The organism is Haematomicrobium sanguinis DSM 21259 (genome assembly GCF_000688395.1).
Taxonomy (GTDB): Bacteria; Actinomycetota; Actinomycetes; order Actinomycetales; family Micrococcaceae; genus Haematomicrobium; species Haematomicrobium sanguinis.
The window spans coordinates 133,457-160,225 of the sequence record NZ_JIAG01000002.1 but is presented as its reverse complement, the minus strand read 5'-3'; the positions used below and the strand labels follow the sequence as shown (position 1 = coordinate 160,225).

The following is a 26,769-nucleotide window of genomic DNA, read 5'->3' as shown; positions in this document are numbered from 1 at the left end:
TTCCCCCTGTCGGAAAAGCTACACCGCGCCGCAGTGGTGTCCGCGTGATGCCGCGGATCGAAGTTGCAGCGCTTCCAGGTTTCGCGTTTAATGCAGGATTAGCGCGTTATGAGAGTGGGTGTGGGTGTGGCGAAACGGGTGCCGCATGGGGTGTCGTCGTTGTACTTGGCGAGTGGTGTCTCGTTCCTGAACGCGCCCGAGTCGGTGTTCGACGCGATGATCGAGGGCTGGCGGATGCAGCAGCTCGGCGGCCGTCGGCTCAAGGGGGATTCGGTGACGGCCGGGGTCGGTGTGGTGCGCCGGTTCGAGGCGTATGCGATGAAGAAGCCGTGGGAATGGTCGGCGAGCGATTTCGACGAGTGGATGATGCTGCTCGTCTCGCAACGCCAGGTGGCGGCATCCACGATCCGGTCGTATCAGGGCGCGGTGCGCCAGTTCTGCGACTACGTCTGCTCGCCGCACTACGGATGGGTCGACGAGTGCATGCAACGGTTCGGCACGCATCCGGTGCAGGTCTGTCACGAGTGGAACACGCTCCCTCATCTGCAGGACTACGAGGGCGGGGCTGGGCGGCGGCCGTTGACGCGCCAGGAGCTGCAACGCCTGCTCGATCATGCCGATGACGAGGTGTCTCGGGTGTTGGATGGGCACCGCAAGGGCGCGTTGCCGGCATTCCGTGACGCGACGCTGATGAAGGTCGTCTATGCGTGGGGTTTGCGGGCGAGCGAAGCGGTCGGGCTGGATGTGACGGACTTCTACCGCAACGCGAAGGCCCCGCAATTCGGGGAGCTGGGCGTGATGCAGGTGCGTCACGGCAAGTCGTCGCGGGGTGGTCCGCCGAAGAGGCGGGCGGTGGTGTCGCTGTTCGATTGGGCGGTTGAGGCGCTGCAGGAGTACATCGAGCAGGTGCGGCCACTGATGGTGCGTTCGGAGTGCACGACGGCGCTCTGGTTGTCTGAGCGTGGGACGCGTCTGCGGACTCGGGAGCTCGATTCGCGGTTTGCGACCTACCGGGACGCGTTGGGCTTGGATGAAGTGCTCACGCCGCACGCGTTGCGGCACTCGTATGTGACGCACCTGATCGAGTCGGGTGTCGATCCGGGGTTCGTTCAGCGGCAGGTTGGGCATCTGCACCAGTCGACGACCGCGATCTACACCGGGGTGAGCACGGACTACATGAACACGATGATGAGTCAGGCACTGGAGCGAACACGTCACCGTCCGAGCGGTGAGGAAGGAACGGAATCATGAGGTTGATCGGCTACGAATGGCGTCTTCGCGAGGTGATGGCGGCGGCGGGGATGTTCTCCACGACGAAGCTGGTGCCGCTTCTCGAGGAGAGAGGGGTGCATCTGTCGACGAGCCAGGTCTATCGGCTCGCGGCGGAGAAGCCGGAGCGGATGAACATGCAGGCGTTGGTCGCGCTGCTGGACATCTTCGACTGCACGTTCGAGGAGCTCGCTCCGCGGGTGCTGTTGGGCGGCGAGGCCGCTGCGACGGGAACGACCCATGCGGCACCGGAGCGGGGAGATTCGGCGACGAAGCGTCTTCGCGAGTCGGGCCTGCGTCCCCGCCGGGCGCAGATCCTTCCGCCGGATGCGTGATCCGGTTTTCGCGGAACTGACAGCCCGGATCACCGCAGTCGAACGCATCCTCGACCCCGCGCGAATCCAGGAGGTCGTGGAAGCCAGTTTCAAGCAGCTGCCCGTCGCGAAGCGCACACGGGACCTGGTGGACGCCTCGCCGCAGCTGCTGACCTCGATGGACCCGCACATGCCTCCAGCATTGGCCGGGCTGCTGCTGCGTCTGCGAGATGCAGGGGCGGAGACAGTGCGTCCTCCCGGATGCGCGCTCTGCGGGCAGCAGCGCCCGCTGATTCAGGTGATCGAACAGGGGCGGATCTGCAGCCCGTGCGCGCGACGCAGAACGGGGCGGACCGGACGCTGCGACCGCTGCCATGAGGAGCGTTGGTTGCAGCCGGGGCCAGGCGAGGCCGCTTACTGCCGGCGCTGCTGGAGAGAGATGGGGCGCGATGCGCGCGCCCGGATCGTCGATGAGGTCCGTCGCCATCGACGCATCGCTGCCGAGGTAATCCGCACCGCTCTGGCGAGCATGCCCTCTGCGCGGGATCGCAGCACGAGGCTCATGCTCGAGCTCGCCGCTCACGGGAGCGAGTGGTTCGCGGATCCCGCGGCCGGGTCGGTGCTGTTCGGCACGTTCTATGATCTGATGCGCGTCGGCGGGGCCCGGCTTCCGGAGCGGCGCTGCGGAGGCTGCGGGACGACCCGCACGCTGACCGAGCGCGTCGAGGGGAAGGTGAGCTGTCGGCGCTGCTACCGCATCGCCCACCACCAGCCCTGCGATGGTTGCGGCGATGTCACGAACCTGGAGCGTGTGCTCTCCGACGGCCGGAGGCTCTGCCAGCGATGCACGAACAAGCTCGACGACGAGAACGCCGCCTGCGTGGCCTGCGGGAACCATCGGCTCATCGCGTTCCGCGGCCCGGACGGCCCGGTCTGCTCGACCTGCCGATCCGCCTCGCAGACGGATACCTGCAGTGTCTGCGGGACGGTCGCCGCCTGCCTGTTCCACGGCAGCGAGAAGGCGATCTGCAAGGCCTGCAGCGACGCGGCCAGCATCGACACCTGCACGGCCTGCGGGAACACGCGCCAGTGCCGATGGCCGGACACCGCTCGCGCCGTTTGCGAGCAATGCGCGAATCCCCGCACGCCCTGCGTGAGCTGCGGCGAAGTCAGGCTCCGCCACAAGCGCGCCGACGACGGGCCCGGCTACCTCTGCTGGGCCTGCACCCCGCAGATCATCGAGACCTGCACGAGCTGCGGCGACGATCGCCTGGTCAACGGACGCGTCGACGGGCAGCCGTTCTGCCCGCTCTGTTACCCGAGGCAACCGGAGTCGTTCCGCCCCTGCACCGTCTGCGGCACAGTCACGCGACTGATCGCGAAGCGTTGCCCGCGCTGCCGCGCCGACGAGATGATCCGCGAGATGATCCCCGACGATCTCGCCGCTAGTGATTCCCGGATCGCGGAGATGAGAGCTCGCTGGTTCCACGGCACCCCGTCTAAGGTCATCTACGCGTTTGAACGCGGAACGGTCGCCTGCGCGCTGGTCACGAAGCTCCTCACCACACCGGGGCTACGCACCCACGAGTATCTCGATCAGGCTGGGTCCGAGAGCCAGACCAGGTCGGTGAGATCCGTGCTCGTCGACCACGGCCTGCTCCCTCCGCGGGACGAACTCCTCGCCCGTTTCGAGACCTGGCTCGCGGAGGCACTCGCGGAAATCGCCGATCCAGGCGAGCGACGTCGGATCACGCAATACGCGCGTTGGCGGCACCTTCGTCAGCTGCGGAAGAACACCATGCCCACCCGCTCCGGGCAGCTGTCCTGGCGGCGGATCGAGATCATGTCCATCATCGATCTCCTGGCCTGGATCCGCGGACGCGGCGGCTCCCTGTCGTCGCTGTCGCAGGGCGACCTCGATGCCTGGCTCGCAGCCGGCCCCAGGCCGCACCTGCACCACTTCGTCCGATGGGCATCCTCCCGGCGCTTCACCGCACCCCTCGCCGCGCCGACCCCGAAGAGCAGCCCCCTGAGCCCTCGCGGGATCAGCGACGACGAACGCTGGCGACTGTTCGCCGACATCACCACAGACCCTGCCATCGACCCGCACACGAAGTTCGCCGCCGGCCTCATGCTGATGTTCGGGATCCGGGCTGCGCGCACCGTCCAGTTGCGCGCGGACGACCTCACTATCGCCGATGACACCGTTCTTGTCCGTCTCGGCGAAGCGCCGCTCGTGCTGCCCGCCGAGCTCGCCCCATTCGCTGAGGGCGCGGCCCGCAACCGGACAGCACCGCGGATGTTCGTCGAGAGCATCGAGCAGGAATGGCTCTATCCCGGAGCCCGCGCCGGACAGCACATGGCCCCCTCCACCCTCAACCAGCGGCTCAGAGACCTCGGCATCCCCCCGCGGCTCGCCCGGGCAAGTGCCCTTATCGCGCTCACCCAGCAGCTCCCGCCCGTGGTGCTCAGCCGCCTCACCGGCCTGGAGATCAATTCGGCCATCGCCTGGTCCACTGCCATCGCCGCGAACAACGCCGCCTACGCGGCGACCGTCATCGACCGCGTCAGCATCCCTCTTCCGGACCTCGCACCCTCCCATCTATGAAATAATCTGCGTATGCACGCAGATACGAAGTGTTCCTTGTCGGCGGAAAGCGAGTATGTCGAGCTCGCGGTCGAGGTGTTCTCGATGCTCGCCGACGCGACCCGGATCCGGATCATCCTCGCGCTGCGCGACCAGGAACTGTCGGTGAACCACCTCGCGGACATCGTCGACAAGTCCGCCCCCGCGGTCTCGCAGCATCTCGCGAAGCTGCGCCTGGCGCGGATCGTGTCGACCCGGCAGGAGGGCACGAAGGTGTTCTACCGGCTGACGAACGAGCACGCCCGGCAGCTGGTCGCGGATGCGATCTTCCAGGCCCAGCACACCCTCAGCGCCGACCCGGCGCACCACCGCGGCGAGCACCCCACCCCCGGGGAGGTCCGCTGATGCTGCAGGTTCTGCGCAACCCGACCTACGCGAAGCTGTTCTCCGCGCAGGTGATCGCCCTGCTCGGAACGGGCCTGCTCACCGTCGCTCTGGGTCTGCTCGCGTTCGACATCGCCGGCGCTGCCGCAGGGTCGGTGCTCGGCACGGCGTTGACGATCAAGATGGTCGCCTACGTCGGTGTTGCGCCGCTGATCGCCGCGGTCGTCGACCGGCTGCCGAAGAAGGCCGTCCTGATCTCCGCGGACCTGATCCGCCTGGCTATCGCGTTGATGCTGCCGTTCGTGACCGAAGCCTGGCAGATCTACGTGCTCGTGTTCGTCCTGCAGTCCGCCTCGGCCACGTTCACGCCCGCGTTCCAGTCCCTCATCCCGTCGGTCCTCCCGGAGCCTGACGAATACACGAGGGCGCTGTCGCTGTCCCGACTGGCCTACGACCTCGAGGCGCTGCTGAGCCCGACGATCGCCGCGGCACTGCTGACCGTGATCAGCTACAACAACCTGTTCGTCGGCACCGCGATCGGCTTCACCTGCTCCGCCCTGCTGGTGCTGTTCTCGAAGCTGCCCGCACACCCCGATGATGGGCCTGCACTGCCGTTCTGGCAGCGGCTGCCGCTGGGCGCGAAGGTGTTCGCCCGCACACCGACACTGCGGTTCCTGATGCTCACCAACGTCGTGGTTGCCGCGGGCACCGCGATCGTCCTGGTGAACTCGGTCGTCTATGCCCGCGGCGTGTTCGGGCTCGGCGACCAGGCACTCGCGTTGGCGTTGGCTTGCTACGGCATCGGCTCCCTGGTCGTTGCGCTGAACATCCCGTGGCTGGTCGGCAAGCTCGGCGTGATCCGCACCATGATCACCGGCGCGACCGTCATCGTCGTCGGGCTCGTGGTCGCCGTCGCGGTCACCGCGGTCGCGACGAGCACCGGGGCGGGGTGGTTCGTGCTGCTGGGCACCTGGGTGCTGCTGGGCATGGGCACTTCCCTGGTGAACACTCCCTCGTCCCGGCTGCTCGCGGACGCATCCACGCCGGCGAACCGGAACCTCGTCTACACCGCCCAGTTCGCCCTCTCCCACGCCTGCTTCCTCGTCACCTACCCGATCGCCGGTTGGCTGGGCGCGGCGAACCTCACCGGCGCAGCGATCGCGCTGCTCATCATCGGCGCAGTCGCGGGAACGATCGCGTTTTTCTACGCACGAACTCGCCTGCTGGGAGCGGGCCGCGCCTCCACAGTGTCTGCGACCTGATCCATCATGGGATCATGACCGATCTCGATGCCCTCGTCCCGCCGCACGAGCCCGCAGAAGACGCGCTCGCGTTCGCAGGGAAAGCAGCCCTGACGATGGTCCCCGTCGTCGGGTCGCTCGCAGCCGAGACTCTCGCGCATGCGCTCGAGAGCCGGCAGGCGCAACGACAGCACGAGTTCAACGTCGCGATCGCCCGCGCCCTCACGACCGCGCTCGACCAGCTCGACGAGACCGCCACGATCGAAGACATCGTCGGATCGGATGAGTTCATCGCCGCCGTCACCCGCGCGCAACGCGCCGCGGCCGAGACCGCGAGCCAGCAAAAGCGGGAGCGGCTCGCGGCCGCGGTCGCGAACGGCGGCAACTGGGCACCGTTCGCCGCGACCGAGCGGGAGCAGTTCACCCGCCTGGTCGATGAGTTCGACGCCCTGCACATCTGGCTGCTGCACTACTTCACAGACCCGGCCGGTTGGCTCCAAGCGCGGGATCTCTACCAACAGCACGCGAACATCATGATGGGCGGCATCGATGGCCCCCTCGGGTCCGCGCTCAACGTCCACCCGGGCGTCTGGGACGGCCCGGTCAAGCAGGCCGCCGCCGATCTCGATCGCAATGGCCTGGCGTCCATTCCGCTCACGACCATGATGAGCGCCCAGGGCATCTTCGCCCCACGCACCTCGAGCAAAGGGCAACGATTCCTCGCCTTCATCAACGAGACCGATTCAATCGCCGCTGACGCCCCCACCGACCTCTGAACATGACCGACAAGCTGCCTCCACGGATCCAAGCGATCGCAGACTGCCTCGCTGACAGTTGGGGCGAGACGATCGACGCTGGCCCCGGCTGGTTCGACCTCATCGCCGACCTTGACGCGCGGCTCACACGACTCTCACCCGACTACATCCTCGAGCAATGCAAGACGAAATACGGCGGCCTGCGCTACTACGCGCGCCCCGCAGACGCGGACGACATCGACCTTCAGATGACGTTCAACGAGATTATCCGAGAAGCCGAGGATCAGAGCACCAGCATCTGCGAGGAATGCGGAGAACCCGCCCAACAGGTCACCCTCCGTGGCTGGATCCGGACCCTCTGCGACGCGCACACCCAACTGCTCCGTCAGGAAGACCGCGCGCGTGATGAATGAGCACGGCAACCTCGACGACTACGGCCTCCCCGCCGGCCGCGACTGCCCCGCCTGCGGCCAGCCGCTCGAACCCGGGCACATTGACGACACCATCACACTCGTCTGGCTCTGCCCCTCACACGGACTGATCGAACACACCGAAACGCCGTTCTCTGACACCGAATAGCGCCAACTCGAATAACGCGGGTTACCAATACCGATCGCTCAGCGCCGTCATCAAGAACGAGACCGCACCGCGAGTCCACAGCAGGTACGGCGCACGATCGCTCAGGTCGTTCAGGCCGGCGGGCCATTCCTTGTCGGCGGGGATGAGCGTGCCGAATCCATGCCGCTCCGCCTGAGCCATCTGATCCAGCAGGCCGGGTGTGACCCGCGCCGTCAGTCGTTCGCGCCACATCAGTGTGTCGGCGCGTGCCAGGCCGGGCACTTCGTCGTCGGACTCGATCAGCCGCAGCGTCTCGACCCCGCCGTGACGGGCCAGGACGTACCCCGTGATCGGGTCGTTCGGCTCGGCGATCATCGACAACGCGACCCGCGCCATCCGCTCACCCTGCACCTGCTCCGCCAACGTGGCCATGATCGGTGTCCTCTCGCTCCAAGGTCACCGACGAGGTACACGCCCGCCTGCCGATGGGGTTCCCTCTGCCATAGGACAGTCGTAAACTCGGTAGCGAGGCAGGTTCAGCAAACTATGCGGGTCCTTCGGGACGGCCCTTCGCGGGCACTCGGTTCATAGCCGCCTCCACGACGGAACACCGTCGCGCTATGACGAGGAAAGAGGCCTGCAATGCTCCGGACGTCCGTGGCGCTCAGCGCACGAGGCTATGGCGTACTCCGCTACGCACCCACGAACCTGCTGCTCAACGCGATCCGCACACGGCGCGGCCTGAAGTGGGGCGTCCCCGCGATGCTGCTCGCCGGGGTCTACTTCTACGCCGCGGCGATCTGCACCACGATCATCAACGACGGGGGTCCCGGTTGGCTCTACCTGCTGGTCCTGGTGTTCGTCTGGAACGCCTTCAAGTTCCTTTGGATCGGCCCCGTCAGTCTGATCCAGCTCATAAGTGTCCGTGCGGGGGAGCGTCGCGAACGGCAACCGGTGCCGTCCTCGCGGTGACGCGCAGGCGAGCCCACCGCGCCATAGGGCACTGACCACGACACAGTCGCATTCGGTTGGCGCGTCCCTTCACGGTGTACCGCATCGATTCGGCGTGTCGATGGCTCTGTGATGTCGTTACGAGTAGTATCCGTTACATGCAGGACTTCACGAGCCTGAGCGACGCGGGCCTCACTGACGTTGATCGAGCGCTGCGTCATGAGCGGCTACGTCGCCGTAAGGCGTGGCGTAACTGCGAGCGTTGCGATCAGGCGTTCCTCGGGCGAGGTGATGCGCGCTTCTGCTCGGCTCGCTGTCGAGTCGCCGCGCATCGAGCGGGGAAGGAGTCCTGATGAGTGACACGCTGCGGGTTGTCGCGTCACGTCGGTACGGAACGCTCTCGCCGCTCCGCTATCCGGGAGGAAAGGCGGCGCTCGCTGGCTTCTTTGGCGACATCATCGATGCTCTCAGGGTCGAGCGCGCACGTTATATCGAGCCATATGCCGGTGGCGTGGGAGCTGGGATTGCGTTGCTCCGTGAGGGCATTGTCGAAGAACTGGTTATCAACGACATTGACCCTGCGGTGTACGCCTTCTGGAAATCTGCGGTCGGAGACAATGCCAGCTTCGTTGAAATGGTTGCGTCCGTCCCACTTACGATCGCTGAATGGCAGAAGCAGCGAGAGATATACAGATCGCGCGATGAGCGAGATTCACTCCGCCTCGGGTTCGCCTTCTTCTTTCTGAACAGGACCAATCGTTCAGGGATTCTGAATGCCGGAGTTATCGGCGGTCAGCGGCAGGAAGGGAGATACAAGATTGACGCCCGCTTCAATCGCGAAACGCTCATCGAACGATTGACTGCGATCGGAGGCTTGGCCGATCAGATCACGGTCTCAGACCTTGACGGCAGGACAGTGATCCAGCGTTACGCTCAGGACGATCGAGCATTTATGTACATCGATCCGCCCTATGTTCAGGCGGGGTCTCAGCTCTACCTCAACGCGTTCGACGGGCGCGATCACACAGCCCTCGCGGCGATCGTCAATACGGTGGAGAAGGCGCACTGGCTCATGACGTATGACACGGCTCCACTGATTGAGAAGCTGTATCGCGAGCACTTCCAATGCCGCTTGGAACTGACCTACTCCGCGCGGTATCCGGGGCAGGCCGAAGAACTGCTCGTTGCATCGCCCGCGGTCGCCGGTGTGGTCAAGGCGTTGCAGGGGCAGACTGTAATGGCGGACGCAACAAGCGCCTGAGCAGCGGATTGACCACCTTCCACGCCTGCCGAACGTCCTCTGCGGTCACTGACGCATCTGCGCTGTGCGCGATGAGATTGAACCACTGGATAGAGCCATGTTTGTGGGCGTTTCCCGACTGTATGGCGCCGATGGTCGATTTGAGAGTCTTCTCCGAGCCATAGGTTTGCGCGACCACTTTGAAAACCGCACTCAACTCGCCTGTCGCGGGCGTTGCAGAGCCCTCGAAATGGACCTTGATGGTGGCTTCGAGAACAGAGCGCAATAGGATCGCGGACGCGATAGGCAAGTTTCCCAGGTTGATCCGTCGTAGCTCGAAGTAGCGCAGTTTGAGGTTCAGTGGTGCGTTCTCGTAGTCGAGGCCAGACAGATCGAGCGTGTCCTTTGTGTCTGGATGGTTCGGTCCACGGCTTCCTGCTCCGCTCGGAGGCTCAGGCTGGGGTGGCGTTGCCCCGCCGGTCGCGCTACCGGGACCGCTTGGAGGCATTCCGTGGCTGACACCTTGCGACGGTCCAGGCGGAGTCGGTGGTGCGGGCGCGGCGGGTGATGGTGTCGGCGTTGCTGTAGTGGGTACACCGTTGAGACGGTCCACGAACGGCTGGTAGGCGTCATCACGCTTCTTGAGCTCCGGAGAGCGGGTGTTGAGCCTTCCAGCGCGAAACTCCCCGACTAGATACTCCAATGCACCGAGCTTCTTCTTTGGAAGTTTCGACGCGATCTTTTCGGGAGTTGAGGACCGAGGAAGCAACATGCCGTCTCTATCGAACTCCACCCCGATCGCAGCCGCGATGTCCTTACTTCGGTACGCGTACTCAAAGGCCGACATCGCCAAGTCGTCGCTGGCGGCGTACTGCCGGAGGGTGTGATCGGAGAATGGCGCAGCGGCAAGGAAGCGTCGCATCACAGCCATCTTCATGAACCTTGCGACCTCGACATCGGGGTACTGCGCCTTGACGTCCTCCACAGTCGTCTGGTCGTCCACGAGTGAGTAGTAGAAGGTTGCTTGTTGGTCGCGGCTCCACCGCTTCTTGGAGATGCCAGTGTGCAGTCGGGCAACGTGCGGGGCGGCGGTCGCGCGATCAGGCGCCACGATCACGCGGATTCGCTCGGGGAGGTTTTCTGCCTCGACTGCGTACCGCTTGAGCAGTGAGCGAACCTCGGCTTCGTGACCAGGCACGATCGTCGGGTCGTAGAGAGCCTTGAGTGCGCTGACGCGCCGGTTGCCTTCCAGGACGATGTACGAAGGCGGCTCGTCCCGTGACTCCGCCGCGATCACGATCGGCACCTCGTTGTCGAAGTAGCCGTCGCGAAGGATCAGCCGCGCCGCGCCGAGGACGTCCTCGGAAGCGAACAGATACTTCAAGGCTCCGGCTTCATCGTCGCGACGAGTCGGGATGCGGTAGTTCTCCAGGTCGAGCAGGAGCCGGCTCAGCTCGACCTCCACGATGGGTAGCTGCTCGTAAGCCATGTCCAGCCTCGTCTCGATGATCCGTCCGGCGATCTACGCCCTCGGTGCCGAACGGACGAGAGCTGTCGTTCAGTCCTAACTGTAGCCGCGCTGTTTCGCGATCGGGCTGAGACACGTCGAGGCGCATCAACCGAAGCTCCTCTGACGCGCGAACGCACGAACTGGTTGCCATAGGCGCCCGTGACGCCGTGACAGTTCTCGACGCGGGCAGGCGCCCAGGCACGGGACCACGGTCATGCAAACCATGCAGCCTGCCGGCGACGCCGCGTGGTCGCGTGAACTGCGGAACCAGACGGAAACGAGGCCGAGCTGCCACTTCGGACGCTTGTACGGAACCTGTCGTCGCGTGTCTTCACGGGACGGCCATGGTGCGTCGCCGCCTGGTACTGTCCACAGTCCGTGGGACGATAGGCATGGGAGCCGCCGGTTCCGAGCGGGAGAAGGTCCGTTGATTCACGCTCATCGTCCCGTTGCGAGCCGAGCGCTCAGCTTGCATCGGGGGGTATGCAAGGAGTAGCCAATGAGGGTCGCGCGCATCCGTATCGGACGTTTCCGGGGTTATCGCCATGCAGCGCTCGTGGTGCCAGAGAACATGGTGCTTGCAGGTGAGCCGCAGGCGGGCCGCACTGACATCGTCGAGGCCCTGCGCCGGGTTCTCGACGCCCGCAGTACTCGGTCCCGCGTGAATCCTCTCGACGTCTACCGACCTGCTGACGGCGATGAAGAGTCCTTGACGGAGGTAGAGGTGACTCTCCTCGACCTCGGGGAGGACCTCGAAACTCTTCTCAGCGAGAATCTGGAAACGTTCGACCGGGCAACCGGGGAGATCGCCACGCCAAGCAACGCGGGCGACGCGGTTCTGGGCGTACGTCTGTGCTATCGCGCACGATATGACCTCGATACGGACACCGGCGAGCACTGGGTCGATTACCCGGCGCGAAGTGATCCCGCTGCCGGTGTGTTCAAGAAGGCGAGCCGGATCGAGCGTGAGTCTCTGCCTGTCCAGTTCGTTGACAGTGCGCCGGCTCTCCAGCTGCGGGCAGAGGGAGTCCTGAGAGCACTCCTTGCTGATGCCGATCCTGGTGGCCTGGACAGCGCCCTCACCGATCTGGATTCGGCCGTCCATGCTGCAACCGGGTCGTTCTCTGAGACGGAGGTGGTCACTAGCGTTCTGGATAAGGTCATTGATTCCGGACCGCAGACTCTCTTCGGTATCGATGACTCCGCCGACATCAGTTTTCTGGCGGATGACGGTTCTATGGCTGCCCTCCTCAGAGCGCTTCAACCAGCGATCTCGATGGGTGCGGCCGGGGCCCTTCCCGTCCGTTCCCAGGGGTCGACTCTCGAGAGTGTGCTCTCGGCCGCTGAAGCCATCGCAGCCGCGCGAGATGCACAATCAGGCGTCGTCATCATCGGCGATGACTTCGGAGATCGCCTTGACGCATCGTCATCTGAACACATGGCGCGGCTCATCCACGTAACGGCAGGGCAAGCGATCCTCACAACGCGCCGTCCTGAGGTAGTACGAGCATTCGATCCCGGTGAGCTGGTTCGGCTCACGGTCAGCCACGGCGAGAGACGACAGCACCAGCTCTCTGCAGTCACGGACAAGACGGGCCGAGTCAACCGGAGGCTCATCCTGGAGCAGCTTCTCGCAGCGCTGAGCGCGAGAACCGTTGTCCTCCTGGAGGGGCCGCTCGATGTCGAGGGGTACGGCGCGCTCGCGTCGCGGCTCTTCCGGAAGACGAACGAACCGCACCACAGCCTCCCCGCTAACGGCATCCGCCTGGTCGCCCCGCCAGGGTCAGACGGAGGAGTTACCCGGCTCCCAGCCATTGCCGAGATCGCCCTTGAACTCGGATTCCACGTCCGAGCGATCGTCGACAATGACAAGCCAGGACACGAAGATCCAGCAGTCGGAGTCCTTGCAGGAATGATCGAACAACTCGTCGTGCTTCCCACTCGCACCGCCGTGGAGGCCGCACTCATCCGCGGCGTACCCGGAGATCAGCTCCGAGAGACGGTCGAGACCCTGGAAGACTTCGGCATGCCCGCCCTGCCACCCGATCTCGGCGACGACGACATCGCGGACCACCTCATCGCGACGAAAGTGATCAAGAAACAGGGGCTAGGGGCAGCCTGGGCTCACGCACTGACACGACAGCCGCCGATCGCGCGGTCCGCGATCGAAGCAGTCTGCGGCGATACGCTCGGACGCATCGACATCCCTGATCTACCATGACATTCGCCCCGCAGAACCCGGAGCAGCAGCGAGTCGTAGCGACGCAGGCCGAACTCACTGTCGTGCTCGGCGGAGCGGGTGTCGGAAAGACGACCAGCGCGCTCGCCGCAGCTCACGCCCATCTTGAACGAGTAGCAGAAAGCGAACCCCACGATCGGGTCCTGTTCCTCTCGTTCTCTCGTTCCTCGGTGGCGCGCATAGCCTCCCGCGCAAACGAGATTCTCGGCCGCCGAGGCTCCCAGGTGGACATCATGACGTTCCACTCGCTCGCGTTCTCCGTGGTCCGGAGATTCGGGAATCTGGTCGGACACGGCGACGCCGTCCTCGTCAGCCCCGCTCGCGAGAAGCTCGGGCTGGCCCAGCACGAGATCGGATACAGCAGGCTCATCCCGCTCACACTCGAAATCGCTCAGGCCGCACCTGCTGTCGCAGAACACCTTCGCACCCGATGGGGCCTCGTAATCGTCGACGAATTTCAGGACACCGGCGATGCGCAGCAAGACCTCCTTCAGCTGATTGCCCGCGACAGCAGGCTGATACTGCTCGGCGACCCGAACCAGTGCATCTACACGTTCCTCGCCGAAGACGGCGTCAGAGTGGAGCGCATCGATGAAGCCTGCTCGGCCGCTGGGACAGAGAACACCATCCTGCTGCCAGAAACCTCCTTCCGAGACCCCTCCGGGATCATCCCGGCCGTCGCCAACGCCATCAGGGGACGCCTGTTCGACTCAGAGGCCATCGCGGCCGCCATCCAGGACGAAAGACTGGTCATCCAAGACGGAATACCACTCTCCGACGAGACCAGTCACGTCGCACGGGTCGTTAGCGAGTTAGCCGCGAAAGATATGGGCGTGGCAGTATTCACGCACCATAACGACATGCTCGCGGCTCTCTCGGATGCACTTGAAGCCGACGGGATCGAACATGAAGTTGCCGGTCTCAGTGACGCGCTCGCCGCCGCCCTCGACGCCCAGACTGCGATGGCGCGATTCCACACCGGCGATGGCACCTGGGGAATTGTTCTCGAAGCGATAGCCGTGTTCCTGACGAGCGCGCAACGTGGGCAGAAGGCGCCCCCCATCGCGTACCAGGTGATGAACGGTTCAGGCCCCACGACCCTGCAAGCTCGCCTGAGCGCTCTTCGAGAGCGTCTCTCCGAGGCGGGGTCCATTCGGGAGGTAATCGAGGTAGCGGCGACGGCACACGACGCGCTCGGACTACCGCAGAAGTCGGGCGCCTGGCAGCAAGCAGCAACCCTGCTCTCGGTGATGTACGCGCGAGCGGCACGCACGAGCAGCGCCCGCGATGACCGTCAGATGGTTGCAGCGATCTGTGCGGAAGCTCGTGAGGCGAGTTACGCGGCGCTCACGGACTCGGCGCTGAGCCCGCGAGAGGTTCAACTAATGAACCTCTACTAGACGAAGGGACGCGAGGCCGACGCAACCGTCGTGGTGTTGCGGGAGGGAGACTTCATGGGCTACGAATCAGAACCGTTCCCCACAACAAGTCGGCTCCTCTACGTGGTCTTCTCCAGAGCCAGACACAAGATCGTCGTGCTGCTCGTGGGCAACAGGTTCCACGCCGCCGTAGCGCCTCTCGCGGCTCTGGCCGCGAACTGAGCTTGCCTACGAGGGGGACCAGAAGGGGACCAGAATCATGCAATCCATGCATCCCGTGACGTGTTCTGCATGATCTGACGCCCGGAATCACGCGGAATCCGGGCAGGCCGAAGCCGTTTGGACGCCTGGGGGTCAAGGGGTCGCAGGTTCAAATCCTGTCAACCCGACAGATTGCCTTAGAGACGGACAACGTTTCTAAGGCTATTTTTGTCGCAGTTTCTGGGCGAACATGATGATGATTCCGCTGGGGCCGCGGACGTAGCTGAGCTTGTAGATGTCCTCCACGGCGATCCCGATGTTTTCAAATCTAGTTCATGACCCGGAATCTAGTGAGCGCTCTTGAGTTCCGCGGATTGAGATTCGGGAATGAGCTTGTCCACCGCAACGGCGACCGCGATACCCACCATGATCGGCAAGGCGACGCCCGCATCTAGCACCAGCGCAAGGATCAGGATGGACGCGAGTGGACGCTTCCACCCCAGTGCTAGGGTTGCCGCCATCGCACCCGCTACGGCAGCGGCAGGATCAAGTCCTGGCAACCAGAGCGCCACTGCGGCTCCGGCGGCGCCGCCAATAAATATCAGCGGAAACACCTCGCCGCCGCGCCAACCGGCAACCAGGCACAGCACCAGCGCGAACACTTTCGCAATGGCGAGCAACCATAACTCGGGCGCGGCCCCTTCAGAGAACAGGACCGGGACCTCGTTCATCTCGTGGTGTCCAGAAAAGCGCACCAACGGAACCGCGGCCGCAAGCCCGGCGAAAAGAACCGTACCGAGGCTCATAACCAACCACGGCCGCCCGATCTTTGCGGCCAGCCAATCACCGCCATGATGCAAGTATCTGAACCCGAGACCCAGCGTCGCGCCGACCAGCACCGGGATGATTACCAGCCACGGGTTTGCGGCCGACTGGCCCACCTCCGAAACCGGGAGAGGAATCGTCGCGACACCCTCGCCGCTAAAGACGTTGCGGGCCATGAACACGAACACCAGGAATCCGCAGACGCCAGCAACAAAAGACATGAGTTTGCTGGGCGCGAGTGTTTCACCTTCTCCGTCGAGCGCGGCAGCGGCGGGAGGCGAACCGTAGAGTCCGCCAAGCACACCAGCAACTCCGGCCTGCGAAATGCGCCTGGCTTGCGCCTCGTCCCGCGCGATGAATTTCGAGACAACCACAGAGCACTCGGCCACTACCGCCAAAAGCCCCGCCTCGGGCCCGATGGCACCGCCAAAAGCAACGGCGACAATAGCGGACAGCGCAGTCACCGCAATGCGTTTGGGCACACGCTTTCGCGGTTCCTGCGAATCTGCCAGCAACTCAACCACCGACTCGGTCGGCGCAATGCGGCGGAGCAAAAGGAGCAGCGCACCACCAGCAAGAATGGTCACAAATATTCGCAGCGGGCTCTCCTCGCCGTCGCCCGTACCGGTCGTCCACACGGTTCGCTGGAGCCACAGCATGGCTTGATACGTCAGAATCGCGACGAGCCCGGCAAGAGCACCGGCAATGATCGCGGTCACCAACGGCTGAACCTGTGTCGCGAGGCGCCCCGATGCTGGACCGCCTTCAAATGTCTTGTCTCCCACGCACATCATTGTTGCACCCAACCTGATTGAACCCACGCCTAAGGCACCCCGTTAGAAGGTGAGATGCGGGCGGATGTCTTGGCGCGCCGTCGTACATCTTTCAATAAATGTGATGCGTCACACAGAGTGTAAAATTGTCAATCACAGAACAAGAGCGGGGGGCTTTTGTGTTGATTTCGCGTACTCCGGTGCCCGGCACCAGGCTCGTGGGAGCGCCGCCACATGATTGGGACGTAGCGGGTCTCGCGACACGGCTAAATTCGCGCCGCTACTGGATTAAGCGGCGTTATCTTGACGACATTCGCCGACTCCGGGCCCTGCTTCTCGAGTCCGGAGCGCTCACGCTTTTTCTCGAAGGGGGCACCCCGATCGAGCGCGGCGCCATCGCGCGGGCAATTTTGTCAAGGTACGGCGACCAGGATGGCGGAGAAGTAAACTGGTTCGCCGCGCCAGAAGATGGGACCGTTGAACTGCCCAGCGATGAGGGCGTGGGTGCGTGGGTCATTGATCGGGCGAACTCGCTCTCCGACGAATCCATTAGTCAGCTGGCGCTGTCCCTGCACCGGAAATCGCGCACGCTGCTACTTCTGAGCGATTACGCGGAGGAGCGGCTGACCGAACTCGGCACCGTGAACGCAACCCAGAGCGAGGTGCTACGGCTGGTGCCGATGGATCGCTCGCAGGCCGGCGAATTCCTTGAACACATGCTCTCCGGCGCGGTCGCGACGAGCACTCTGGAAGCGCTCTGGTCATGGAGCGGAGGACAGGTGCTGAGACTCTATGCGCTCGTGAGCGAGCATTTGCAACGTGGAAGCCTGCTCCGGGTCGAAGGAGCGTGGATGATTAAGGATTGGGGGAGCGCTGCGACCGCGGCCGCCGAACTCACCACCCTGCTCGATGCTGAATCAACCCTGTCGGCGAGCGCACTCGGTGTGCTGACAAAGCTTAGCGCCGAGCCTCGACTGGAAGAGCGTCTCGGGGCGTTCTCAGGGCTCGCGGGGCCGGCAGATAGTGCTCTCGAATTGGAGCGAGCCGGGATAGTGCGAGTGGCACCGGGGCCCGCGCGAATGGGCTCGGACGTCGCCCTGAGCCTGAACTTCACCGCGGATCTAGCTGAGGGCAGGCAGTCCGCAAAGCCAGCGCTGAGCAGAAAAGCGCTCAAGGCCGAATTTGCCGCAACCTACGCGCTGATCGAACAGGCACTGGATTCCGAGGACCATGCCGCAGCGAACAACCACCTGGTGCAGCTTCGCGGGATCCAAGCGAGTTTAAAGTCCCAGATCGCCGGGGACATGCTGGAGTCGCTACACACACGCCTGCCCGATAGCGCCGAGCTGACATCGGAGGCGTCGCTAGCCGATGCGCAACCGGAGGATTGGACAGAACGGGCATGGCTGCCCGTGATCGAGGGCAAATGGGGCCTCCTCCACCAGACGTTGGATGAGGTCTTTAGCGAAGGAGGGCACATTGCTCCCGAGTCAGCTGCCCTCATCGAATTGCTGTTGGGTCTGGAAGCTTTCTTGCAGGGCAAAGCCGGTGCCGCACGAAGCCACATTATTGCCTGCATCCAGGTGCTCCCGGATCCGACGGACATCACGTTTGCCAGGGCGGCGTTTGCGCTCTCCGCGGTTCTTGACGCTCAGGCTGGACGAAAAAAGAAAGCGGTTGCCGAAATCCGGCGCTTCGAGCTCATACCGCCAAGTTCTCATGCCCTGGTAGAAGGACTGGTCAGTCTGCTTGCGGCTCGGGCGCATTTCATTTTGGGCAACCGCGCTCACGAAAAGGAGTTAGACGCAGGTCATGTAGAAACCACAGATCAGCAGGTTCCATCGTTGCGGGTGTTGGAACTGTTCCTAGGGAGCGCCCCAACCTCAGAAGACGAATATGAACGGGTTCTGGCAGTGACAGGCCGCTGTGAAACCCCACTCGCGCAAGCACTGACGGCGGCAATTACCGCGATGCGCAACCCCACACTTGAGCACGTCCAACGTGCCATTGATGTGTGTTCGACGTACCGGGTGCGCTCGTTGGAAAAGAGAATGCGTCATATGCTCGCGAAGCTCTCTCCCCACGGCGGGCACCGAAGAGGAAACACGACTACCTCCCACTCGCGCTCGGTGCTTCACGAACGGTCGCAGCCTGAGGGATTGGGAAGTTTGACCGCGCGGGAGAGCGAAGTTTTGGACCTGCTGCGGGAGGGGGCGAGCAATCGCGAAATCAGCGATCACCTCAACGTCTCCGTCAGAACCGCGGAAAGCCACGTTGGTCGAGTGCTACACAAACTGGGGTTAAACCGTCGACACGAAGTCAGTCACCTGAAAACCAGCCATGGGATGCTCCTCCCCACGGTTCACAGCAACCCCGATCCGGTAGGCGGACTCTAACTTTGCTCATACGACCATGGCTGGTGCACCAGTGGGTCGCCCAGTTGAGTCGATCGGCCGGGCGCACCCTCATTATTCGGGGTCCCTGGGCCTCGGCCAAGAGCGACTACCTGGTGCACACCGCCGAACATTACGCTGCATCGCTCCCGCAACCCGAAAAGGGCGTCCTGTTGCTCTCGGGCAAGAGATTGCTCTCCAATGTGCCGCGGTCGGCGCTGGACGGTGCCCGTTGGCTGGTGGAGCCTGATGGTGATGGCGACTCTCATGATGCTCCTGCGAGCACGAGGCCCGCTACTGTCCCGCACAAGCGTCGCCAGCCTAACGTGCCTTCCCTGCAAGATACTTGGTTGCTGGCAATTGACGACCTTCAGCATCTTGACGAAGCGAGCGCACACGAAGCCGTAGCGTCCGCGGCCCGCGGAGAATTGTCAATTGTCGCGACTCTTCTCGCAGGTACGCATCTGCCGGAACCGTTCCGCGCGCTCTTGCGGCAGGGCTCGGCCGACTTGGTGGAGCTCGCGCTCCTCAACGTAGAGGAGATTCGCCGAACTGCAGGGGAGATTCTAGATGGAGAGCCGGACGAGGAAACGCTGGATTTGCTTTTCCGGTGGACTGGCGGGAGGCCCCGCTGGATTGTCCCGGTACTCGACTGGCTGGCCCAACACGGACAGACCGCCGAATCCGATACTGGGTTTCACCGTGAGGCGACACCGAGCGCTACAGATATTGTCGGGAAAGAAACTTTTCTCGGTTTTCTCTCGGAACTGGACCCCCAAGCTAAGCAATTATTGGGGGACCTCGCGTCATGGGGGCCAATGCAATTGGAGCTTGCCGTTGCAAAGTTCGGACCGGGCGCCATTAAAACGTTGCTGGCGATGCGGCTCGTCGACGCGGGTTTACCCTTGCGCGCAGAGCTGACACAGGCGAGAGCCACCCTGCAACTGCGAATATCTGGCGAATTGCTGGTGATCGCCTTGCGGCAACGAGCACTGGGAAACGAGGCCGCAGCAAGGAATGTGGATAGGACCGAGGCAGCACAGCGAGCCCAGCAACTCTTTCTGGCTTTAGATTTTGAGCGGGCTGCCGACCTGGAACCCTGGGCCGCAGACGCAGACGCAGGCGCAGACGCCGCCGATGCTCGCGATGTCCGCTCGGCGAAGTTGCTGGCCGAACTTCTCACTGGGCGGTGGGATGAGCTCAACCTCACCATCGCAAGCATCTCGGAGGAAGGGCTCGCGGGCCCGTTCGTCTCCCAAGATCACCGGATCACAAGCGTTTTCGAGGCGGGACTCGAGTGCACCGAGGTCCTCCGAATCGGCTCGCGAAGCGCTGCCCAATTCCTGCGCTCGGCTCGAGCGCTCACCGCTGGCGGCCACCTGAGAGCTGCGTGGCAGGAGATTGAGTGGGTGCTTGCCGTCACCGGTTCAGAACACCCCGCAGCACAAGAATGGGCACTGTTCCTGGCGCGGTCTCAATTCCTGGCGATCGCCCTTCTCTCGGCGGACTGGGCGTCAGCGAGGGCACTCGCCTCGACGCTGACAGCCAGGGGAGATCGGGGTTGGCGGGCTGCGCGCGGAACGCTTTTCGCGTCTCGAGCGCTAACCCGCATGTTTCAAGGGCTCTTTGCCGATAGCTTTGTCGATGCGCGCCAGGCACTTGAATCACTGGAGAAATACGATCCCTTTTACCTCAGTCCATTGGCCGCTTCGGTCGGGCTGTATGCGGCCTCGCAGCTGCACAATGGTAAGAAACCGACCAGCAAGGCGCGGCCCAGGGGCATTGGATCTGGGGACGCAGAACCGAGCGCCGACCACTCGACTCCCATCGATTTCACCATCGAGGCAACACGGTTGCTCCCTAAATTGGAACCGCGATGGTGGGCCGCCCCCGACTACCCATTCTTAGATCTGACGCTCGGAGTGCTCAACGCTTCCGAGGGACCGGCCCCAGGGGCCGAGCAATGGCCGGCGCTCAGTGATGACTTGGGAACTCCACTATCACAGGCAATTTCGCTATCACTTGCCGGAGGGGTCAAGACCAAAGGTGCGATGGAAGATGCGCTCTCGACTGGCGGGCCCTCATGGGTCGACACATTAGTGACGTATAAGCGTCGGCTCACTTCGGCCCGCGGTCTCACCGCAATCCTTGATATCGCCGATGAAGCGGCATCTCGAAACTTGCTCCGAGTGCAACACCTGGCACACGAACTCGCGCTCAAGCGGGGATATAGCGCCCCTGCCATCGCGGCGGCGCGCGACCGCATCATCCGGATAGAGCAGGAGGGGATGGCGAGGATGCGAGAAGACAGTGCGGCAATTCATTTGGATAGCCTGACAGAGCGCGAACGGGAGATTGCCAGCATTGCCGCAAAAAATCATTCCTCCGCGGCCATCGCGTCACGATTGGGCGTGTCGGTGCGAACCGTGGAGGGGCATCTGCAAAGGGCATACCAAAAGCTCGGTGTTCATACCCGTTCTCAACTGGATAATGCGCTTAATTCGAGCACAATCTCGTTTGGGAAGCCGGAGGCCGAGAGGCAACTCTCACCGAGCGCTCCCGATCCCTTGAATTACGCGCCACGCCTCCTAGGTAATACTACGTAGTCGCCGGGCGTTACCAAATCGTAATTCGGGTAAGCACCACTGATGCAGGAGAAATCAATACGAAGTTAGATTGAACGAGGAATGAACACATTCCAAAAGCTTTTATTCCTGGGGGGAAAATTGAAGCTCATCACTCACCCGTGCGTGGCGTTACGCGTGCAAACCTGTGAACACATGCCACGCTCACCCCGGTCCCCAATTCGGTTGCGAAACGGGGCACCATGGTCATAACCCGGACCGCACCCGTAGCGACCCGGAGACCAGAAACCACAAGTTCACACGCCTCGCACTCTGACGATTGGCTGCGTACCTATCGTCAGTTGCTCGCCTTTACCGATGTTGTGGTCATATTCGTTGTCTCCCTTGCCGGTGCCACCCTCACCTACGTCTTTAGCGGACATCGCACCACGCTTACCGAACTTCCGGTGCCCTTTGGTGGAATGTTCCTGGCGCTCAGCTGGATCCTCATTCTGCAGTTGAGCCGCTCCCGGGATCACCACATACTTGGCATGGGCACCGACGAGTACAAGCGCATCGCCCGCGCCTCCTTCTGCCTCGTGGCGCTGCTGGCCATCGGCGCCCTGGTTTTCGACCTTCGCTTGGAGGGCCTGGAGACCGCGCTCACCATCGGCAGCGGAATGCTCCTGCTCCTGGTGGCGCGCTGGCTGTGGCGCAAACGGCTTGGCGTCTTGTCCCAGCGCGGGACCTATCTTGCTCGGGCGATCGTGCTGGGCAATGGCGATGACATCCATTTCGTGGGGCACCAGATCTGCAATAAGAACTCGCCCGCGTTTGAAGTGGTGGCGGCAATCGTTCCGGACCAAGGTGCCCAACCCACCGTGCCTGCCGAGAACCAGCAAAAGAACGACGGCGTTAAACCCCTACTTCCTCAGGCCGGCGGAAAGATGGACATTTCCGAGGAAAAAACCATCCCGGTTTATCACGGCATGGAAGAGTTTCCCGCGCTCATCGAGGAGTTCGACTGCAGTTGCGTCATCGTCGCGGGACCGATCCACGGCGGTGCTAGCGCCGTGCAAAAGCTTGCCTGGCAGCTGGAGGAGTCGGATACCGACCTCATTCTGGCGATGAGTCTGACAAACGTTGCCGGTCCACGTATTTCGGTGCGCCCGGTGGAAGGTTTGCCGCTCATGCATGTGGAACGGCCGCGCTTTACCGGCGGCAGGCACATCATTAAGCGCTCAATGGATCTTGTTGGATCGACGGTCGGAACCCTGCTCATCTCACCGCTGCTTATTGCACTGGCAGTCTTGGTAAAACTGGACTCGCCGGGTCCGGTGTTCTTCCGCCAAAAACGGGTGGGTAGAGATGGTCGGTCTTTCGGAATGCTCAAGTTCCGCACGATGGTCGAGGATGCCGAGAAAATCCGGGTAGAGCTGGAAGACGCCAATGACGGTTCGGGGCCGCTGTTCAAACTCAAGAGCGACCCGCGAGTGACCAAGACCGGGCGGTGGATGCGCCGATTCTCGCTGGATGAATTGCCGCAACTGCTCAATGTGTTCTTGGGTCACATGTCCTTGGTCGGTCCGCGTCCACCACTGCAAAGCGAAGTGGGGGAGTACGTGGACGAGGTCAACCGTCGGTTATTGGTCAAGCCCGGCATGACGGGTCTGTGGCAGATTAATGGCCGCTCTGATCTTTCCTGGGACGAGTCCGTCCGGCTCGATCTCTATTACGTGGAGAACTGGTCGATCACCAACGACCTCACCATCATGTGGCGAACCATTAAAGCCATCCGCACGGGAGAAGGAGCCTACTAAATGTCGGAAGTTGTTGGATATGCCGCGGGGGCGTTTGACATGTTTCACATTGGACATCTCAACCTCTTGCGCAACGCCGCCGCGCGCTGCGACCGCCTGATCGCCGGTGTCGTTTCGGACGAGCTGATCTTGGCCCGTAAGGACCGCCTACCTGTGGTTCCGTTGGTGGAGCGGCTGGAAATCGTCTCCCGAATCGAATACGTCGACATTGCGGTAGTGGAGGATCGGGATAGCAAGTTAGACATGTGGGGAGACTTGCGGTTTACGGCTCTATTCAAGGGGGACGACTGGCGCGGTAGCGTCAAGGGCGAGGAACTGGAACGCGACTTCGCGCACACCGGAGTCGAGATTGTTTACTTGCCGTATACCGCACACACTTCTAGTACTTTATTGCGAAGCTACGTAGAGGGACGGGCCGTGCCTCATGTGTCCTGAAGTCGCAAAACCGCTTCCTGACGCAACGCGTTCCGGGCGAGTGGACATTCTGGGTGTCAAGGTGAGCGCAACCAATATGAACCGGGCGCTCGCCGAACTGACCGAGATCATCGAATCGGACCGGCGAGGTAACTACGTCTGCGTGAGCGACGTGAATGCCTTGATGAACGCCAGCACCGATCCGGAGCTGACACTGGTATTCAACAATTCTGCGCTGACCGTCCCGGACGGGATGCCGCTGGTGTGGTCGGGGCGGCGCGCCGGCGCGAGCTGGATGAACCGGGTTTCCGGTCCGGACCTGATGCCCGCGCTTCTAGAACTCTCGGTGTCTAAAGGGTGGGGCTCTTATTTTCTTGGGGGCTCACCCGAAGTCATCGAGGTTCTCGTGGACACCATGCAGGATCGTTACCCCGGGCTCGCCGTTTCAGGACAGATGAGTCCGCCCTTCCGCGAACTCAGCGATGCGGAATGGCTAGAGATCATTGCCGAGATCAACGCGAGCGGGGCCAATATTGTGTGGCTGTGCTTGGGGGCGCCCAAACAAGAGCGCTGGATGGGGAAGTTCGCCAAGCACCTGGATGCGAACCTCGTGCTCGGCGTCGGTGCGGCGTTTGATATGCACGCAGGCAAAGTCAAGCGTGCCCCGCTGTGGATGCAACGCTCAGGTTTGGAGTGGAGTTACCGGCTCATGCAAGAACCACGCCGACTGTACAAGCGCTATCTGGTGAACATCCCGCGTTTTATGATTCGAATTCTCCGGCGACCACCGAGTATGGACGCTGCGTGAGCGCGACACTCGCACCCGAGCGTCACCTGCGCCGACCGGTGAAGGTCGGCGGTGGCGGAGCGCGCCGACGGTCCGTCTGGGGGCTCTTCGACCAGGCGGTGAGCAGCCTCGCCAATTTTGTATTGGGCCTGGCTGTAGCGCGCATGGTCAATCCGGTTGATTTTGGTTTGTTTGCGCTCGCTTTTGGCATGCTCATGATGGCTCAAAGCATGTCGCGCTCGCTTTCCAGTGAGCCGTTTGCGGTCCGCTACTCCATGCGCAAAGACCTGCCCCGACGCGGAGTCAGCGCCGTCCTCGGCACCGCTCTCGCCGTGGGATTGATTGCCGCTCTGCTCGCGCTCGCGGCGGCAGCGGCGCTCTCCCTTTCCGGGGCTGGCGCCGAAGCGGTTGCGCTGGCACTGGTACTCGCGCTCACCACGCCCCTGGTTCTTTTGCATGACGCCTTGCGCTCGGTTTTCCTCGCGTTGGGCAAGCCACAGCGTGCGGTAGCCATTAATCTCGGCTATGCGCTCATTCTTGCTGGGAGCCTTGTCGGACTCACCGCAACCGACACCACCACCGCGTCTGGCTACCTGCTATGGGGTAATTTGGCCTATGCGCCGGCGGTGATCGCGGGACTCATTCTCCTGGGAGTGGTTCCCCGGATTTCGCGCACTGGATGGTGGCTGCACCGCCACCGTGAGTTGTGGCCGCGGTTTAGCGTCGATGCCATGGTGACGAGCGGGGTGCAGCAGGCGATCCTGATGCTGGTTGCTTTCGTCGCCGGGCTTGCGGCAGCTGGACAATTCCGCTTGATTCTGATCTTGCTTGGTCCCATTGCGGTTCTGGTGCAAGGAATCTGGGCGGTAGCCGTGCCGGAGCTGGTGCGACATGGGGCCGTCCAAGAAAACAACCCTGCCACCGGCCGCAAAATGTCCCGCGTCTATGGCGGCGTCACCGTGGCGGTCTCAGGCACATGGGCGGCGGCCTTGCTTGTAGTGCCCGCCAACTGGTTGAGCGCCGTTGCCGGGGAATCTATTCAGGGAGCGCTCGTACTGCTACCAGCGCTAGCGATCGCCCAGGTTCTCAACTCTTTCAATATTGGCTCAATCGCCGGGATTCGTGCTCTGGGTGCTGCCCGCCGCGGCATGTGGACTCGGATTCTCACCTCGGCCCTGCGGTTGGCGGGCACCGGACTCGGTATTGCTGTGGCTGCCCTGTTAGGCGGAAACCTCGCGCTCGGTGCGGCGTGGGGGCTGGCCGCAGGGACCTTGCTAAACGTGGTGGGCTGGCACCTAAGTTATCGGCAGGCCACACGTGAGTGGGATTTGACTAGGTCACACAAGGGGGATGCATGAGGGAAGAATCGATACCCGACGTCATCAAGGACGTGTGGGTCAAATATTGGAAGTCCATCCTGGTCTTCGCCGTCCTGGGGGCCGTTGTCGCCGGAATGTGGGTGCAGCTGCGTCCAGGAAGTTACACGGCACGCGCCGAGCTCATGACCGGAACCTACGCGCTAGGACCCGAAGTAGAGTCGGTCGCGGCCATCGCCGATGCCGGGCCGCTCGGCCTGGAGCTTCCCGCCAATTCTCAGGTGCAGCTCATTGACAGTCCTGCCACCGCAAAGCAAGCCGCTAAGATCCTGGGAGACACGGACGCGGCCGCGATCAAAGACCTAGAGGAGCGCACCACGGTTTCCGCTGTGACGGATAACAGTTTCGCGATCGAATCCACCGGGCCAACTGCCGCGCTGGCCGCCGAGCGGGCAAACGCGATGGCTCAGGGTTACCTTGAGGTTCGCGCCGAAAAGGGCCGCGCCGAGCTCGCCCAGCTCGCGAGCAAGACCGGGCTCAACGCCAATACCGCCAAGGACCTCAAGGCAATGTCAAAGACCTTTGATGGCGGCGGACAAATATATCGCCCGGCGGCCGCCGATCTGGCCGAAGGTCCGCTGAACTCAACCATCCTCATTTTGAGCGGTGGAGTCATTGGCGCCGTGTTGGGCTTCATTGCCGCCCTCATCCGGCGCGTGTTCACCCGCCGGGTGCGCACCAACCGGGACTTGGCGCAAGTGTTGGGGGACTCTCTCGTCTTGACCGGACGCAACAGCGACCTGGTGATGCTACGCGAAGCCGCACGCTCACGAAGGGTCGAGACAGGTGAGAGCGGTCCGCTCAAAGTCACGCTGATTTCACCGAGCAACCCGCAGGCGGAAGTTGCCGCCACGAAAATCGTCTCCTCCCGCCTCCCCGGAAACGAGTCCGATTGGCTGTTTCAGCGCGGCAGCGACACCGCGGTGTCGGGGCGAGGGCACGCCGACGATCCCGATATGACGCTTGGGATTCCCGTCATTGTGATTGAAAAGGGCCGTGACGACGTTCTCGACATCGCCGCGCTACGCAACCAGCTTGCAAATCTCGGCCACACCACCATTGCCGTCATGTTGGTTGAGCCTGCCCCGTCCGAACCCACCCACGCAACACCGCATGGCGTGACGTTCGGCACAGCGAAAACGGGCACCGCGAAAACGGGCACCGCGAAAACGGGCACAGCGGAGTAAAC

The 26,769-nt window shown here is 63.1% G+C and carries 23 protein-coding genes; 20 read left to right on the top strand and 3 right to left on the bottom strand.

The window, feature by feature from the left end:
- The first annotated feature begins 126 nt into the window (after positions 1 to 126).
- The 8 genes from O148_RS0102340 to O148_RS17685 are packed head-to-tail and all read left to right on the top strand — an operon-like array spanning position 127 to position 7,129.
- On the top strand, positions 127 to 1,251 hold the full coding sequence (locus O148_RS0102340; RefSeq protein WP_240470765.1) for a tyrosine-type recombinase/integrase: 1,125 nt from the start codon (positions 127 to 129) through the stop codon (positions 1,249 to 1,251).
- On the top strand, positions 1,248 to 1,604 hold the full coding sequence (locus O148_RS0102335; protein ID WP_023164768.1) for a helix-turn-helix domain-containing protein: 357 nt from the start codon (positions 1,248 to 1,250) through the stop codon (positions 1,602 to 1,604). Before O148_RS0102340 ends, O148_RS0102335 begins: the two co-directional genes overlap by 4 nt.
- On the top strand, positions 1,597 to 4,191 hold the full coding sequence (locus O148_RS16875; protein WP_023164767.1) for a site-specific integrase: 2,595 nt from the start codon (positions 1,597 to 1,599) through the stop codon (positions 4,189 to 4,191). The genes O148_RS0102335 and O148_RS16875 overlap by 8 nt, the downstream gene beginning before the upstream one ends.
- Positions 4,192 to 4,203: 12 nt before the next feature.
- Positions 4,204 to 4,575 (top strand): ArsR/SmtB family transcription factor, encoded by a 372-nt coding sequence (locus O148_RS0102325; RefSeq protein ID WP_023164766.1) that lies wholly within the window; start codon positions 4,204 to 4,206, stop codon positions 4,573 to 4,575.
- Positions 4,575 to 5,816, top strand: a complete 1,242-nt coding sequence (locus O148_RS14295) for an MFS transporter (protein WP_023164765.1) — start codon at positions 4,575 to 4,577, stop codon at positions 5,814 to 5,816. Before O148_RS0102325 ends, O148_RS14295 begins: the two co-directional genes overlap by 1 nt.
- Before the next feature lie 14 nt (positions 5,817 to 5,830).
- A complete protein-coding gene (locus O148_RS0102315) occupies positions 5,831 to 6,571 on the top strand; it encodes a hypothetical protein (protein ID WP_023164764.1) in 741 nt (246 codons plus the stop codon).
- A 2-nt stretch (positions 6,572 to 6,573) separates the two neighbouring features.
- Complete coding sequence (locus O148_RS16870; RefSeq protein WP_023164763.1) at positions 6,574 to 6,963, top strand: hypothetical protein; 390 nt, start codon at positions 6,574 to 6,576, stop codon at positions 6,961 to 6,963.
- The gene (locus O148_RS17685; RefSeq protein ID WP_023164762.1) at positions 6,953 to 7,129 is read left to right on the top strand and encodes a hypothetical protein; all 177 of its coding nucleotides are present in this window, start codon (positions 6,953 to 6,955) and stop codon (positions 7,127 to 7,129) included. Before O148_RS16870 ends, O148_RS17685 begins: the two co-directional genes overlap by 11 nt.
- Before the next feature lie 21 nt (positions 7,130 to 7,150).
- Here O148_RS17685 and O148_RS14285 read toward each other — a convergent pair whose 3' ends face one another.
- Positions 7,151 to 7,540: a hypothetical protein gene (locus O148_RS14285; RefSeq protein ID WP_205618162.1), complete on the bottom strand. Its 390-nt coding sequence runs from the start codon at positions 7,538 to 7,540 to the stop codon at positions 7,151 to 7,153.
- Positions 7,541 to 7,750: 210 nt separating this feature from the next.
- On the opposite strand from O148_RS14285, the gene O148_RS0102295 reads away from it, so the two are divergent.
- Together O148_RS0102295 and O148_RS0102290 are read left to right on the top strand one after the other, a co-directional pair.
- Positions 7,751 to 8,080, top strand: coding sequence for a hypothetical protein (locus O148_RS0102295; RefSeq protein ID WP_026529636.1), 330 nt, complete (start codon positions 7,751 to 7,753; stop codon positions 8,078 to 8,080).
- Positions 8,081 to 8,411: 331 nt separating this feature from the next.
- Positions 8,412 to 9,320, top strand: coding sequence for a DNA adenine methylase (locus O148_RS0102290; RefSeq protein WP_026529635.1), 909 nt, complete (start codon positions 8,412 to 8,414; stop codon positions 9,318 to 9,320).
- Here the strand turns inward: O148_RS0102290 and O148_RS0102285 are convergent.
- Positions 9,271 to 10,788, bottom strand: a complete 1,518-nt coding sequence (locus O148_RS0102285) for a hypothetical protein (protein WP_026529634.1) — start codon at positions 10,786 to 10,788, stop codon at positions 9,271 to 9,273. The two genes, O148_RS0102290 and O148_RS0102285, sit on opposite strands and share 50 nt — an antisense overlap.
- Positions 10,789 to 11,308: 520 nt before the next feature.
- Here O148_RS0102285 and O148_RS16865 point away from each other — a divergent pair.
- The 3 genes from O148_RS16865 to O148_RS17680 are packed head-to-tail and all read left to right on the top strand — an operon-like array spanning position 11,309 to position 14,649.
- On the top strand, positions 11,309 to 13,030 hold the full coding sequence (locus O148_RS16865) for an OLD family protein (protein WP_051619731.1): 1,722 nt from the start codon (positions 11,309 to 11,311) through the stop codon (positions 13,028 to 13,030).
- On the top strand, positions 13,027 to 14,448 hold the full coding sequence (locus O148_RS0102275; protein WP_026529633.1) for a UvrD-helicase domain-containing protein: 1,422 nt from the start codon (positions 13,027 to 13,029) through the stop codon (positions 14,446 to 14,448). The genes O148_RS16865 and O148_RS0102275 overlap by 4 nt, the downstream gene beginning before the upstream one ends.
- A gap of 54 nt (positions 14,449 to 14,502) precedes the next feature.
- Positions 14,503 to 14,649, top strand: coding sequence for a hypothetical protein (locus O148_RS17680; RefSeq protein WP_157374463.1), 147 nt, complete (start codon positions 14,503 to 14,505; stop codon positions 14,647 to 14,649).
- Positions 14,650 to 14,975: 326 nt separating this feature from the next.
- Here O148_RS17680 and O148_RS0102260 read toward each other — a convergent pair whose 3' ends face one another.
- Positions 14,976 to 16,238 (bottom strand): chloride channel protein, encoded by a 1,263-nt coding sequence (locus tag O148_RS0102260; RefSeq protein WP_026529632.1) that lies wholly within the window; start codon positions 16,236 to 16,238, stop codon positions 14,976 to 14,978.
- Between the two features lie 134 nt (positions 16,239 to 16,372).
- On the opposite strand from O148_RS0102260, the gene O148_RS18050 reads away from it, so the two are divergent.
- The 7 genes from O148_RS18050 to O148_RS0102225 all read left to right on the top strand — a co-directional run bounded on the left by O148_RS18050 (position 16,373) and on the right by O148_RS0102225 (position 26,767).
- Positions 16,373 to 18,622: a helix-turn-helix transcriptional regulator gene (locus O148_RS18050; RefSeq protein ID WP_157374461.1), complete on the top strand. Its 2,250-nt coding sequence runs from the start codon at positions 16,373 to 16,375 to the stop codon at positions 18,620 to 18,622.
- A gap of 2 nt (positions 18,623 to 18,624) precedes the next feature.
- On the top strand, positions 18,625 to 21,225 hold the full coding sequence (locus tag O148_RS0102250; protein ID WP_157374460.1) for a helix-turn-helix domain-containing protein: 2,601 nt from the start codon (positions 18,625 to 18,627) through the stop codon (positions 21,223 to 21,225).
- 221 nt (positions 21,226 to 21,446) lie between these two features.
- Complete coding sequence (locus O148_RS0102245; RefSeq protein WP_026529629.1) at positions 21,447 to 23,003, top strand: sugar transferase; 1,557 nt, start codon at positions 21,447 to 21,449, stop codon at positions 23,001 to 23,003.
- On the top strand, positions 23,004 to 23,438 hold the full coding sequence (locus O148_RS0102240) for an FAD synthase family protein (RefSeq protein WP_026529628.1): 435 nt from the start codon (positions 23,004 to 23,006) through the stop codon (positions 23,436 to 23,438).
- A 61-nt stretch (positions 23,439 to 23,499) separates the two neighbouring features.
- Positions 23,500 to 24,225 carry a WecB/TagA/CpsF family glycosyltransferase gene (locus O148_RS0102235; RefSeq protein ID WP_205618161.1) on the top strand — a complete coding sequence of 242 codons (726 nt, stop codon included), beginning with the start codon at positions 23,500 to 23,502 and terminating at the stop codon, positions 24,223 to 24,225.
- A complete protein-coding gene (locus O148_RS0102230) occupies positions 24,222 to 25,562 on the top strand; it encodes an MATE family efflux transporter (RefSeq protein ID WP_026529626.1) in 1,341 nt (446 codons plus the stop codon). Before O148_RS0102235 ends, O148_RS0102230 begins: the two co-directional genes overlap by 4 nt.
- Positions 25,559 to 26,767, top strand: coding sequence for a GumC domain-containing protein (locus O148_RS0102225; RefSeq protein WP_026529625.1), 1,209 nt, complete (start codon positions 25,559 to 25,561; stop codon positions 26,765 to 26,767). Before O148_RS0102230 ends, O148_RS0102225 begins: the two co-directional genes overlap by 4 nt.
- Positions 26,768 to 26,769 lie beyond the last annotated feature (2 nt).